The sequence below is a fragment of the Nocardiopsis nanhaiensis genome, from assembly GCF_054778635.1.
Window position 1 is genome coordinate 1 of the sequence record NZ_BAAGZJ010000032.1, and the last position, 12,553, is coordinate 12,553.

General features: G+C 65.4%; 13 protein-coding genes and 1 pseudogene. 10 read left to right on the forward strand and 4 right to left on the reverse strand.

Annotated elements, in window-relative coordinates; genetic code table 11:
* Positions 1-73: 73 nt before the first annotated feature.
* The 3 genes from pglX to ACYVD1_RS16780 form a co-directional block, all read right to left on the reverse strand.
* The gene (gene pglX / locus ACYVD1_RS16770) at positions 74-2,068 is read right to left on the reverse strand and encodes a BREX-2 system adenine-specific DNA-methyltransferase PglX (RefSeq protein ID WP_460773288.1); all 1,995 of its coding nucleotides are present in this window, start codon (positions 2,066-2,068) and stop codon (positions 74-76) included.
* Positions 2,069-2,251: 183 nt separating this feature from the next.
* Complete coding sequence (locus ACYVD1_RS16775; RefSeq protein WP_460773290.1) at positions 2,252-2,590, reverse strand: hypothetical protein; 339 nt, start codon at positions 2,588-2,590, stop codon at positions 2,252-2,254.
* A 115-nt stretch (positions 2,591-2,705) separates the two neighbouring features.
* Positions 2,706-3,269, reverse strand: a complete 564-nt coding sequence (locus ACYVD1_RS16780; RefSeq protein ID WP_460773293.1) for an ATP-binding protein — start codon at positions 3,267-3,269, stop codon at positions 2,706-2,708.
* A 231-nt stretch (positions 3,270-3,500) separates the two neighbouring features.
* Between ACYVD1_RS16780 and ACYVD1_RS16785 the strand changes: the two genes are divergently transcribed.
* From ACYVD1_RS16785 to ACYVD1_RS16795, 3 genes are all read left to right on the forward strand, one after another.
* Positions 3,501-4,364, forward strand: coding sequence for a helix-turn-helix domain-containing protein (locus ACYVD1_RS16785; protein ID WP_460773294.1), 864 nt, complete (start codon positions 3,501-3,503; stop codon positions 4,362-4,364).
* Entirely contained in the window at positions 4,361-4,540 is a 180-nt protein-coding gene (locus ACYVD1_RS16790; RefSeq protein WP_460773295.1) for a DUF397 domain-containing protein, read from the forward strand. The genes ACYVD1_RS16785 and ACYVD1_RS16790 overlap by 4 nt, the downstream gene beginning before the upstream one ends.
* A 103-nt stretch (positions 4,541-4,643) precedes the next feature.
* Entirely contained in the window at positions 4,644-4,943 is a 300-nt protein-coding gene (locus ACYVD1_RS16795; RefSeq protein WP_460745973.1) for an NIPSNAP family protein, read from the forward strand.
* Here ACYVD1_RS16795 and ACYVD1_RS16800 read toward each other — a convergent pair.
* Complete coding sequence (locus ACYVD1_RS16800; protein WP_460773297.1) at positions 4,937-8,467, reverse strand: nSTAND1 domain-containing NTPase; 3,531 nt, start codon at positions 8,465-8,467, stop codon at positions 4,937-4,939. The genes ACYVD1_RS16795 and ACYVD1_RS16800 overlap by 7 nt on opposite strands.
* A 101-nt stretch (positions 8,468-8,568) precedes the next feature.
* On the opposite strand from ACYVD1_RS16800, the pseudogene ACYVD1_RS16805 reads away from it, so the two are divergent.
* The 7 genes and pseudogenes from ACYVD1_RS16805 to ACYVD1_RS16835 form a co-directional block, all read left to right on the forward strand.
* A pseudogene (locus ACYVD1_RS16805) lies at positions 8,569-8,733 on the forward strand (DUF397 domain-containing protein); the annotation flags it as partial.
* A 160-nt stretch (positions 8,734-8,893) separates the two neighbouring features.
* A complete protein-coding gene (locus ACYVD1_RS16810) occupies positions 8,894-9,100 on the forward strand; it encodes a hypothetical protein (RefSeq protein ID WP_460745968.1) in 207 nt (68 codons plus the stop codon).
* Positions 9,097-9,651, forward strand: coding sequence for a DUF6879 family protein (locus ACYVD1_RS16815; RefSeq protein ID WP_460773300.1), 555 nt, complete (start codon positions 9,097-9,099; stop codon positions 9,649-9,651). The genes ACYVD1_RS16810 and ACYVD1_RS16815 overlap by 4 nt, the downstream gene beginning before the upstream one ends.
* Positions 9,652-10,113: a helix-turn-helix domain-containing protein gene (locus ACYVD1_RS16820; protein WP_460773303.1), complete on the forward strand. Its 462-nt coding sequence runs from the start codon at positions 9,652-9,654 to the stop codon at positions 10,111-10,113.
* Complete coding sequence (locus tag ACYVD1_RS16825; RefSeq protein WP_460773440.1) at positions 10,058-10,234, forward strand: hypothetical protein; 177 nt, start codon at positions 10,058-10,060, stop codon at positions 10,232-10,234. Before ACYVD1_RS16820 ends, ACYVD1_RS16825 begins: the two co-directional genes overlap by 56 nt.
* A gap of 199 nt (positions 10,235-10,433) precedes the next feature.
* Positions 10,434-11,342, forward strand: a complete 909-nt coding sequence (locus tag ACYVD1_RS16830) for a phosphotransferase (RefSeq protein WP_460773306.1) — start codon at positions 10,434-10,436, stop codon at positions 11,340-11,342.
* Between the two features lie 326 nt (positions 11,343-11,668).
* A complete protein-coding gene (locus ACYVD1_RS16835) occupies positions 11,669-12,544 on the forward strand; it encodes a DUF3800 domain-containing protein (RefSeq protein WP_460773438.1) in 876 nt (291 codons plus the stop codon).
* Positions 12,545-12,553: the final 9 nt, after the last annotated feature.

The window sequence follows — 12,553 nt, forward strand, 5'->3', positions numbered from 1 at the left end:
GGGTAGCGTCGGGCACGTCGAGGTCTTTCGGATGGATGGCGTAGGAACCTCCATCGTCGGGAGACCTCGACGTCTATCTGCGGACCGACGCGCCCGGCCGACCTACACCTTCATCTGGGAAGAGCCGCCAAACCGAGAGGGTGGACCCCCCAATAACATAGTCTCCAATCTCGTCACCTTCAACTATCCGCATCAACGGGAGTGCTGGAAATCGATTCTTTAGATCAGCGGGCACGATATAGGCATCATCATCCCCACTGGTCACCGACACTCCGATAGATGAAGCCACTTCTTTCAGACAGGTTCGATCAGGAGAGTCAATGAGCGACATCAAGTCCGAAGCCCCACCACCAGCCATACTCCAAGGGTGTTCCTTAAAGCTTCCCCAAGGAAGATCTCCGGAACTGACCCATTCCGATTCTGTTTCTCCGACTTCCCGGATCTGGCTGACAATCGAAGACCAGACCAAGCCTTCAGCTGGAACCTCGGGCTGCTGTGGTTCCCCCCGGATTCCAAGCACAGCTCGAATTGAACCCTTGTGCGAGTTCTTCTCGTTTCTCCCAAACAGGACCACCGTCGGTGTACCATGGCCAGGAATATAAGCACCTGAGGTGTCGATCACATGCGTGAGGCGAACCTCGTTCCGAAAATACTCCTCAATGAGTTTCTTCCCGAACTCTCGCTTCATGAACGAGTTAGCAGTAATCTGGCCAACGAACCCGGCACCGACCCTGTCGCCCCCCGCACGCTTAGCGAGATTGAAGAACCGTTCCGCGAACGGCACAGAGAGAGCATACGTACCCGAGCAGGTCCCGTACCTATCCCGGTAGTTCTGGTTCTCCTGCTTGTCCTTTACTGTAATGTAGGGAGGGTTGCCGACCACCGCATGGTAGCTGGCCACTCCCAAGAGATCGAATTTTCGATCGTACTCGTCGACATCCTCAGTTGAATATCGGTGAACGTCACTGACACTGAACAAATCATCTTGACGCTGCGGCGCCCCTCGCCCGTGCAGAAGGGAGTCTCCGGAAGCCACGACGATGGGCCACTCAGGGTTGCTTGCGCTGAGACCAGTGATCCCGCCCTCCTTCATCGCGGCGATGAGGAGACGGAAGCGTGCGATCGCGACCGCGAAGGGGTTCTTGTCGACGCCGTGCACGCTGCGCAAACTGCGGTTGATCAAGTCCCAGTCCGAAGCACCAGGCTCGGCCTCGCGCCACTTCTCAAGCAGCCGGTGGAAAGCCCCCAGCAGGAAGTGCCCCGAACCACAGGTCGGATCGATCAGGCGGAAGCCCTCACTCTTGGACTGGTAGATCCGATTCCCGTCAAGCCCGAACTCCTCCACAGCAGGCTCAAGGGTGTAGTCGAGGATGAACTCCTCGACGAACTCTGGGGTCTGGAGCAGTGCGTAGGTCTTACGCGTCTCCTCGGACAGGTCCTGGTAGAGGTCGCCGAGGAAGCGGGTGTTCCACTCGGGGTCGGTGAAGTCGTGGACCAGGTGCCCGTCGTCGCCCACAGACCGCCAGAAGCCGATCAAGGTCCCGGCCGCCTGGTGGGACGGCGTGATGCTCCACATCGGGTTGTGCTTCTTGTCGAACAGTCCGGCCATCACCGATGACACACTCATCTGTGCGAAGGCGTGCTCCAGCCAGTCACGGTCGGTCCGCTCGGGGGCATCCGGGTTCTCGCTGCGCCCCTGGAGGACCCAGGCGTCCTTGAGTTCCTGAGCGATGTTGTACCGGTCGTGCTCGCCCTTCGGCCCGGCGATGAAGGGCTGTTCGAGAAGTTCGTTGTCCTCGCAGAAGCGGACGAACACCGTCGCCAGCACCCACGCCACGGCGGCCTGTGTCACCTGGCCTTCACGCCACGCGCTCTCGGTGGTCGCGGTGCGTTCGGCGTCCCGGGCCTTCTGATACTCGCGCTTCAGAGCCGCGTCGAAGGTCTCCGGCTTGCCCTCCGAGTTGAGCCCCTTGATAGCCGTGGGGTCCTCACTGCGTTCCCGTAGATCCGTCTCCAGCAAGCGGACTTGCTTCTGTAGGTCCTTCAGCAACAGGGCGTGATCGACCACGAGGGCTCCAGAACAACGATGAGGGACGGGGTACCCCTCCATTCTGTCCGCTGAAAGCACCTGCTCGCACCCGGAAAGCCCACTCCACGGTAGGTCCATGCCACATCTGGTCTGGGAACGGTTGAAGCGGCGGTGACCACCCGTGTTCCGGGGTGAGCCACCGCCGATGAAGGGGCCAACGGGTCAGACCATTGCCGGGGCCGGGTCCAGCAGGAGCAGCAGTTCACGCGGCGTTCGGGCCTCGGTCAGGCCGGTGGGCCCGGCGACCCAGTAAGAGAGCGTGGCCTCCCCGAACCAGAGGAGCAGGTGCGGGTTGCGGGCCTGGAGCGCGGCGACTCGGGCGTGCTCGCGCGAGTACTCAGAGCGGTGCCCGCCCAGGCGGGGCAGGTGCTGGGCTCGGCGACGGCGGCAGGACGGGTGCTCACAGGAAGGGCAGAACGGGCCGGGCAGCGGGCCGCGTCGGGGCGGGGTCCGGTAGAGGGGGTCGCTGGAGGGGCGGGGTGCGGGGATAGGATGCGTCACTGATCCTGCTTTCTGACTATGCGAGGTCTGGGATTCGGGATTGTCGGGGCCCGGGAAGCGTTGCCGCGCTTTCCTGGGCCCTCTTCACGTTTGGCGTGTGCTGCGTGAGTGCTGGTTAGAGCAGCGCGTTCCAGCGGCTGCCAGACAGGTCCGCGGCCAGGAAGAACCAGACCTGACGGGTACCGGTGAACCCGTTGTCACCCCAACTGGTGGCCAGGGCCTCGACCATCGCCAGGCCCCGGCCGGACTCGGCCTCGCTGTTGAGCCGCGAGGCGTCGGTGGACAGGTACTCGAAACGGCCCGGGGTGTCCTGAGCCGTTGCCTTAGCGCCCTGGTCCCGGCAGGTCAGACGCAGACCGTTGTCACGACGCTCGCACTTGAGCGTGTAGACCCCGTAGGGCTCCCCCGAGCGCGAGTGGGTCAGCGCATTGTTGGCGAGCTCGCTGCCGAGCAGGGTGAACAGGTACCGGAAGTCGCCGCTGTGCTCGGCGGCGCAGGTGTCCAGGAAGGCCCGGACCAGGGGCATGTACTGCACCGAGCGGCCGAAGGTGTAGCAGCGGGTGCTGAAGTAGCGCATCCCGGCGCGGCCGGTGAAGTAGTGCCGCTGGTGGGCCGGGACCAGCTCCGCGAGAGGGAGGGTGACCTCTGGGAGCGGGGGCATGGGGGCGGTTGCGGGCATGACGAACAGACTCCTTACGCAGGCGGAAGCAGTGAGTGGTTCGAGGGTGTGCCCGCAAGGCTGAGTGACCTTCACGATTTCCCCGCGGAGGGAAAGGGGCACGGCATAGTCTGAGGAACCGGGACTCTGGGTGAGGCACCGATCACTGACTACACCTTCAAGCTAATAGTGAATATCACTAGAGTCAACCTCTGGATGGGATATTCACTCAATACGGGCTACACTGTCAGCATGCAGCGTCCTCATAGCCCTACCCTCCGTCGCCGACGTCTGTCCGCTGAGCTCAAGCGGGCCCGCACCGAAGCGAATCTGACCACTACGCAGGTGGTGAAGTCGCTCAAGTGGGCTACCGGCAAACTGAGCAAGATCGAAACTGCTGAGACACAGACGATCAAGGCCGATGACCTCGACAGGATGTTGGACCTATACCAGGTCACTGATGCCGACAAACGCGAGGCCCTACACGCTCTAGCCCGAGACGCGCGAGTCCGAGGTTGGTGGTCGAAGTACAAGGAGGTGTTCGGGCCGCAGTCGCTTCCGGACTTCGAGGCGGAAGCGTCAGCCATCCGCACCTTTGAAGGGCTGGTGGTCCCCGGCCTTCTTCAAACGCCCGACTACGCCCGCGCCTTGTTCGAAGGTGGACGCTACACGAGCGCAGAGGCGAGCGAACGCCGTGTCAACGCACGTATGGGACGACGCGATATTCTGACGCAGTTCAAACCCGCAAGCCTGCGCGTGACCCTGGATGAAGCCGCTCTACGCCGCGTGATCGGCAGCTCAGAGGTCATGGCTGAGCAACTACGTCACCTGCTTCACATGGCCAAGCTTCCCAACATCGATCTTCAGGTAGTGCCCTTCGATGCAGGTGCGCATGCAGCATTTGTCGCGCCGTTCAGCATCTTGGACTTCCCGGACCCGCTTGATGCCCCGATCGTGTTCGTGGACACCGCCTCAGGTGGGCTTTTTCTGGAAGAATCGGACGAAGTGGAAGCGCATAGCGTCACCTTTGGTGACGTCCAAGGCTCTGCGATGAGCGCAGCGCAGTCCGCCAGGGTCATTACAGAAGTTCTAGAAGCCCTAGAGAGCAAACCGTGAACGACGAGTTGATTTTCAAGAAGAGCAGCTACAGCAGCGCTCAAAGCCAGAACTGTGTTGAGGTCGCTGACCTGCCCTGCGGCGCTGCCGTCCGGGACTCGAAGCACCCCACCCACGGCCACGTCCCCTTCCCCTCCGCCGAGTGGACCGCCTTCCTCACCTCCACCCGCGCCTGAGCCCCGCCACCACGAGCCAAACCCCACCGTCGGCGTCTGACCCATCCCAGGTGAGGCGCCGACGTCTTCCACACCACGCCACCACCTCAAGGAAGGCACCGCCGTGGCCACCACCACGCAGGTACGCACCTACACCGTCAAAGAGGGCCTGCTCGACGAGTGGGTCCAGCGCTGGAGGGAGGAGATCGTCCCGCTACGCCTGGAGTTCGGGTTCTCCCTCGGCGGCGCCTGGACCGACCGGGAGCGCCACCATTTCATCTGGGAGATCTCCTACGACGGCCCCGAGACCTTCGCCGAGCGCAACCGCCAGTACTGGGACTCCCCCAAGCGCGAAGCGATGGCCCTGGACCCCAAGGACTACCTGGTCTCCACCGAGACCCGCGAGGTCACCCGGGTCTACTGACCCGGTTCTTCCTCCTCACCGAACGTGAGCAGGTGCGCGCGTCGCTCCTGCCGTGTCAGTGCCCGGAAGGTGCGCCGCCGTGCCACGCGCATCAACTCCTCCAAGGACATGTCAGCGTCCCATACCCGTACGGTGCCGTCGGCCGAACCGGAGGCGAGCAGTCGTGATCCCCCGCTCCAGGTGAGGCTCAGGGCGCGGTCCCGGTGCACGCCCACCGTCAGGGGTTCGCCCCCATTCTGTGTGTCCCAGACACGGACGGTGCGGTCGTGGGAGACGGTCGCCAGACGCGCACCGTCTGGTGACCAGGCCACAGCGGGCACACGGCCGCCATGACCGGTGAGCACCCGTTCGGTCTGCCCCGTGGCCAGATTCCACACCCGCACCGTCCAATCCGCCGACGAGGTGGCCAAGCGTGCCTCGTCGGGGGCCCAGGAGACAGAGTCCACCCAGTTCTCGTGTCCGGTGAGCACGGCGCTCTCGCGACCCGTGCTCAGGTCCCATACCCGTGCGGTGCGGTCGTCGGAACAGGAGGCGATCATCCGCCCGCTTGGGGACCAGGCCAGGCCCACGACCCAGTCCTGGTGACCGCGCAGTACGGCCAGCAGAGTGCCGTCGCTGGCGTCCCACACGCGGATGCTCCGGTCCTGGGCTCCGGTGGCGAAGCGGTCGCCGTCGGGAGACCACGCCACCGACTCCACGATGGCGTCCTCATGGGCTAGTTCGGCCAGTGACTCGCCTGTCTCCAGGTTCCACAGCCGAGCGCACCGGTCGATACCGCCCGAGACGAGGACTCTGCCGTCCGGGGACAGCGCTGCGTCGCGCACCGTGCCGGTGTGTCCCTGCAAGGGGATGGACTGGTCGGTACTCCGCTCCCACACGCGAACGCTCCCGTCCTCACCCGCTGCGGCGAGGGTTTCGCCCTGGCTACTGAGGGCGTTGACCGCCGTGCCTTCCGCGTGGTGGACGGCGTGTTCCACGGTTCTGGGCTCCATCTCCCACAGGCGTGCTGTGGCGTCCTCCGACCCCGTGGCCAACCGCCTGCCGTCGGGGGACCAGGCCACGCCCCAGACGGCATCGGTATGGCCCCGTAGTACAGCGCGTTCCTCTGCGTCCTCGGCGCTGAAGACCCGGGCGGTGCGGTCGGCAGAGGCAGTAGCCAGCAGACGGCCATCGGGTGACCACTCCACGTTCCACACGCGGTCGCGGTGACCGCGCAGCAGGAGGAGCTGCTCACCTGTGGCAACGTTCCACACTCGGACGGTGTGGTCGCCCGAAGCAGTGGCGATCCGGGTTCCGTCAGGGTGCCAGGACACGCCCTCGACGAAGTCGCGATGGCCCGCGAGCCGAACGTCCTGGCGGGCTTCGACGACGTCCCAGACGATGACGCTCCGGTCATGGGAGGCGGTGGCCAAGCGGGTGCCGTCGGGCGACCAGCGGATGCCCAGGACGTTGTCGGTGTGTCCGGTCAACTGTGCGCTCAAGCGCCCGGTCTCCGCCTCCCAAATCCGGATGACGCGATCGCGCGAGGCCGAGGCGACGTAGGTTCCGTCGGGGCTCCAGGCCACACCACGCACCACGTCGGTGGCGTCGGTCAGACGCAGGAGGGTTGCACCGGTGCTGGCCTCCCATATCCGCACGGTGTTGTCGCGGGAGGCGGTGGCCAGACGCCGTGAATCCGGCGACCAGGCCGCCATCTCCACCATCCCCATGTGGCCGCGCAGCTCCCGGAGCAATCCGCCCCGGGTGTCCCACAGACGCGCGGTGCCGTCGCGGGACGCGGTGGCGATCCGGGCACCGTCGGGTGACCAGGACAGGTTGCGGACGGTGTCCGTGTGGCCGGTCAGGACGGCGGAGCAGTGGCTGTGTGCGAGGGCCGACAGCAGTGCGCCGCGTACGACGGGAGCGGGGTCGCACTCCTCCAGTGCGGCCAGAGTGAGGAGGACCGCCAGCTCGGGATGCTCCTCGACACCGGCCAAGACGTATTCGGCGATCGAGAGCGACACACGGCGCAGGAAACGGTGGTCGCGGCGCCGGGAAGCATCGACGAAGGCGGTGAGCGCCGAGGTTTGCTGCTCATCGTCACGCAGGGCCTCCAACCAGCGTTCGGCGGTGGCCAGCCGGGCCCCGGTGAGCAGGTAGTCGGGGTGGTGTCCCGAACTCTGCCAGTCACCCGCCCAGCGCTCCAGCTCTGCGCGCTGGCGCAGTCGTTCGGTGTGTGCCTCCACCTGTTGGCGCAGCGGAGCCCATTGGCGGAAGAGTGCCTCGTGGGCGACCTGGGCGACGGGGCCGCCGTCCTGGACATCGCTGACCAGCAGACGTGCGTCAACGAAGGCGTCAACGATGTGTCGGTCGCGTTCGTCGAGTTCATCCAAGCGCACTCGGCGGCGCGTAGCGTCGCCGCTGGTAACGGTGACGAATCGCAGCAGGATCCGGAGGATGCGGTCGAGGTCGGAGTCCGCGCGCAGCTCCGCTGTGACCTGGTCGGCGTGGCGGGTCAGTGCTCCCTCCACACCGCCGAGCGCCCGGTAGTCGGCCTGGGTGGCGGTCCCGCGCGTACCTGCGCGGATGTGGATCTCCTGCAGGAGGTAGGCGAGCAGGGGCAGGGCGTCACCGCTTCCGGTGTCTGCCGCGATCTGCTCGACCAAGCCGTCCTCGAAGCGGAGACCGGCTGCCTCGGCGGGGCGTTCGATGATCTCGACGAGGTGCTGGCGGTCGAGCGCACCCAAGGCCAGGGGGTTGGTGAACAGTTCTGCGGCCTCACCGTTGAGGAGATCGCCGAGGAACTCCACACGCAGGGTGGCCACAACGCGTAGGTGACGGTCTCCTTGCAGGGCTTCGCGCAGGGTGCGCAGGAAGAGGGAGCGGTCGTGCTCACCGCTGAGCGTGACCAGCTCCTCCAGCTGGTCGATGATCAGAACGGTGCGGCGGGGTCCGCCGCCCTCGCGACGGATTTTCTGCAGCTGGGTGAGGAGCTCGCCGCTGTCACGCCGGATGCGGCGGGCGTAGGCGTCGGCGTGCGCGTGGTCGGTGGCAGCGGCCAGAGCATTGGCCAGAGCCCCGACTGGATCGGTTCCGGGCACCATGACGGGCAGCACGTTCCAGCTCCGACTTCGCAGCCGGGGCAGGATTCCGGCCTGAACGAGGGAGGACTTGCCGCTGCCGGAGGCTCCGATAACGGCCAGGAAGCGCTCGTGGGAGTCGGTGCCGACAGCGTTGAGACGGCGTATGGCCTCGGTTGTCTGCGCGGTACGGCCGAAGAAGACCGCGGCCTCGTCCTCGTGGAATGAGGCCAGGCCGGGGTAGGGGGAGCGCCCCGGCTCCCAAGTGAACGAGGGAGACGGCGGGTTCTCCAGCCTGTAGGCCACGAAATGGCCGATGAGCAAGGCCGCGAGGATGAGAACCAACCCCGGCACGGCGGCCCGCTCCAGAACCTGAAGGGGAAGGGAGGTCTGCTGCCCGTCGGTGGCGAAATTGGTGACCACCCCCAGCAGACCAGCAGCCAGCACGAGAAACAGCTGCAGCATCAGTGCGAGTCTTTGGCGTCGCCGCACATCGTCTCCGAGGGGTCGCGTATTCCCGATTTCAAGGGGCGGGCACGCCCCCGGCGAGGCTACGGTGACGGTACGTCGAGGTAAAGGCGATGACCCCTTCCGGACACCCGGAAACCCTTACAGGGCAGGCGTTGTGTGCCGACGGCGCTGCCGTCCGGGACTCGAAGAACCCCGCCAAGGGCCATATGCCCTTCCCCTCCGCCGAGTGGGCCGCCTTCCTCACCTCCACCCGCAGCTGAGACCTGAACCTGACGCGCCAGGGCCCCCAACCGCAAGCGGGGCCCCTGGCGCAGCCGTTCCTGGCCAACGTCGGACACGTATAGCAGTTGTCAGGATGCGTTCTGTCGTCAATCCTGGACCTGTCATGAATATCCGTGACTAGCCGAGAGGCTTGATGCCATGCGTCTGGAGTTCCTGGGTACCGACAGCCGGGACGGCGACTGCCCCACCCTGTACCGAACCGACCGGGGCACCATCGTCGTGCAGGGGTACAAGGTGACTGATCCCGAAGCACTCGCCGACCTGCGGGACCTGGCCGAGAACGAGACGGTGGTGGAAGTCCCTGAGAAGCTCCTCCGGTTCGCCGACAAGGAGAAGTCCCCGTGACCAGGGTTCTCACCAAGGAAGAGTTCGCACAGCAGTTCCTGGACTTCGAGCACACCACGTGGAAGCTTGAGGTCCGCGACCGGTACAACGTCTCAGCGGAACGGGAAGAGTTCGAGTACTGGCTCCGCACCGGCGATATCTCCCTCGAGGAGAAGCACGCCCGCACCTCCGCCTGGCACAGCAAGGTCCGCGAGGCCCGTAGTGCGGGGAAACTCTGGCAGCGGGTCCGCGTGGTCAGTGAGCCGCTGAGCGACTACATCCGCTGGGAACACGCTGCCACGCAGTTCAACGAGGAGGCTGGGGAGGACATCCGATGGCTCCCCCGCCACCACACCGCGGTCGAGAAGCTACCGCAGCGCGACTTCTGGCTCTTCGACAGCCGGTGGGTCTGCGTCCTGCACTTCGACGAAGACGACACCCCTTTCGAGTACGAGTTCATCGACGACCCGGCGACGGTAGCCAAGCACTGCCAGTGGCGCGACATCGCCTGGCACTACGCCGTCCCCCACCGCGACTACGCCCCCGATGCACCGAAACGGTTTACTGCGTAGGTGTCCTACTCCCTCGAACGCGCCCGCCACGAGATCGGGCGGAGCCTCCGAGAGCTGCGAACCGGCGCGGGCCTGACCGGTTCGCAGCTCGCCGCGTCACTGGGTTGGAGCCAGCCGAAGGTCTCCCGACTGGAAACGGGACGCCAGACCCCTACCTGCGCAGACGTCCATGCATGGGCCGCAGCGTGCGGGCAGGCGCGCGCGGCTGAGGAGATCGTCGCCCGTCTCCGTGTCCTGGAAACGATGTACGTCGAGTGGCGTGTCCAGGAACGCGCGGGCATGCAGGGTCCGCAGAACGAGGTCCTCAGCAGGGACTCCGGGACACGGAGCCGCCGTGTCTACGAGTGCACCGTGGTGCCTGGGATCCTCCAAACCGAGGCCTATATTCGGGCTGTACTCACCCGGTATGCACGCACTGCTGTGCGAACTCGTCGGCGCGGAAGGGCGTGTCGTCACCTTTGAGGCGGACCCCGCCGTGACAGCGCGGGCGCGGCGGGCCCTCGCCGCGACCGGCTACGCGCCGACGGTTCTGCTCTGCGACGGCGCCGAGGGCAACGGGGTTGAGACTGGTAAGAGTCGTTGATCGAGAGATCTGTATTCTCCGTGGCTTCTGCCGCTTCGGTCACTGCGCGTGGTCACTGGGGGCGACTTCGGCGGCGGCGTCTGCACCACCCCCAACCGGAGGGACATGGACATGGCGGTCGTACGCGGGCGCACGGGCTCTCGGTTTGGGCGTTTCCCGTCCTCCCCCATCGGGGGTCTTGTACGTCTAGGCTTGCCGAGTGACTTGTCCTTCTGAGGCGGTGCTTGCCTGGGTGTCGTCGGTTGTCGGCGCACCGGTGGTCGCGGTTGAGGGGCTGCGTGACGGGGCCAACCCGTGGTTGCTGCGTCTTCGCGGCAGCGGGCCTTGGGCTTCTGTGGTGCTTCGGACCGGTGGATCCGAGCAGGGGGTGCGCAAGCGGTTCGAAACCGAGGCAGCGGCACCGGAATCTGCGGTTGAGCGGGGGGTCGACGCTCCTCGGTTGATCGCGGTCGACATCGAGGGAGAAGAAACCGGGGTACCTGCTGTGGTGACAACGGTCGTGCCGGGCAGTAGCCGGATCCCGGTTCGGGCCACCACCGAGCGCATGCGGGCGTTAGGCGCAGCGGCCGCGACACTGCACTCGGCGCCCATGGGACCGCGCCCTGGGTTGCCGTTGCGTTCCCGGCCTCTCGAGGACGTGGACTTTGCAGGTATGCGACACGAACATGGTCTTTCGCCGCTGTTCGCGGAGGCGGAACAGGTAGTTGCGAAGACTCCTGCTTCGGGTGAGGAGTCTGTGTTGGTGCACGGCGATCTGTGGCAGGGCAACACGATGTGGAGCGGCAACACGCTGACCGGCATCGTTGACTGGGACGCTGCGGGGGTCGGGCATTACGGTGTCGACCTTGGGTCTCTACGCTGCGACGCAGCGATCTTCTTCGGGCTGCAAGCGGCCGAGGAAGTTCTGTCCGGTTGGCAAGAGTCGTCAGGGCGCGAGGCCCAGAACATGGCGTATTGGGATGTGGTGGCCGCGCTGAGTACACCACCCGACATGGCTGACTTTCTGTCGGCGCTCACCGGGCAAGGTGGCCCTACCCTGGACCAGGCTATGGTCACGGACCGCCGCGATGCCTTTCTCCGGGCTGCCTTGCGCCGACTGGGTCGCTGAGAAGGTTCAGATCCCCACCCACACGCCTCGGTTCTGCGAACCGCCTTGACTGGCAGGAGCCTTTGATCGAGTGATTTGTATTCTCCGTGACTCCGACTTCTTTGGTCACCGTGCGTCATGTTAGAGGGGCGACAAGGTAAGTCGGAAACGGGCAACGGGCTTCGCCGGAGAGCCTCCGTTGCCCCTTTCCGGTTTACTTGGTTCGCCCCCCTTGCTGGGCCCTCGGGAGAACCAGGCCTGTCTGCCCCAGATCCCTAGGACCATGAGAGGTGGAACGGGTTCAGCACAGGGACTCGTAGGAGATGTAGGAGGCTGTGGTGTACCTGATGTTCGTGGACGACAGCGGGAGCGGTCGAGGGCCTCTTCCTCGGGAGGGCCTGGAGGAACTGGTGGTGCTGGGCGCGGTGATCATTCATGAACACCAGGTGGCGAAGTACAGCACTCAGGTCGCAGAGCTGCGTTCTCGTCTCAGCATCCCGGAGGATGTCGAGTACAAGTGGAACCCTCCCAAGAACAGCTTCCTCAAGGAAGCGGACGAACAAATCCGAGTGGACCTGGCTCGGGGCATGTTGGAGGCTGCCGCCGAATGTGACATCACGACGATCGTCGTGGCCTGCGACCAGGGACGGCTGGGGTGGGAGAAGTCGGCCAGTGAGCCCTTCCTACGGCCGTGGATCTTCGAGAGGTTCGAGTACTACCTCACGGCCAAAGAAGGGACAGGGATCGCTGTCTGGGACGAGCCCGGCGGCGGGTCCAAGGACCGCGCTCGGTTCTTGGTCGACTCGCGGACCTTGATGGCGGAGGGCACCGACTACGTCAAGTCCGGCCGCATCCTCCTGCCCTTTCTGACAGCCCCCTCGGAGCACGTGGCCTTGCTGCAGTTGGCCGACCTGGTCGCTGCGGCGACCACCGCAGCTCTGGCCGGACGCCGACGAGGGCTGGATCTGCTCGACCTGTTGCGGCCACTCATGCGCCGCAACAGCTGGGGGCTTGCCGGCGGTTACGGGCTGGCACTGTGGCCACGGTCCCCTCTGGTTGGCCTGTATTACTGGATCGCCGGAGACACCTCCCGCCATGACAGGCCGCTCGAACCCCAAGGTCTCCCCTTCGCCAGTTCGGGCAACGTCTTCGCAGAGGAATGCGGACTGAAACACGATAATTCTCCGTGCGACTGTGCAGAGCAAGCCAGAGGTGTGGTTTAGGTAGCGCTT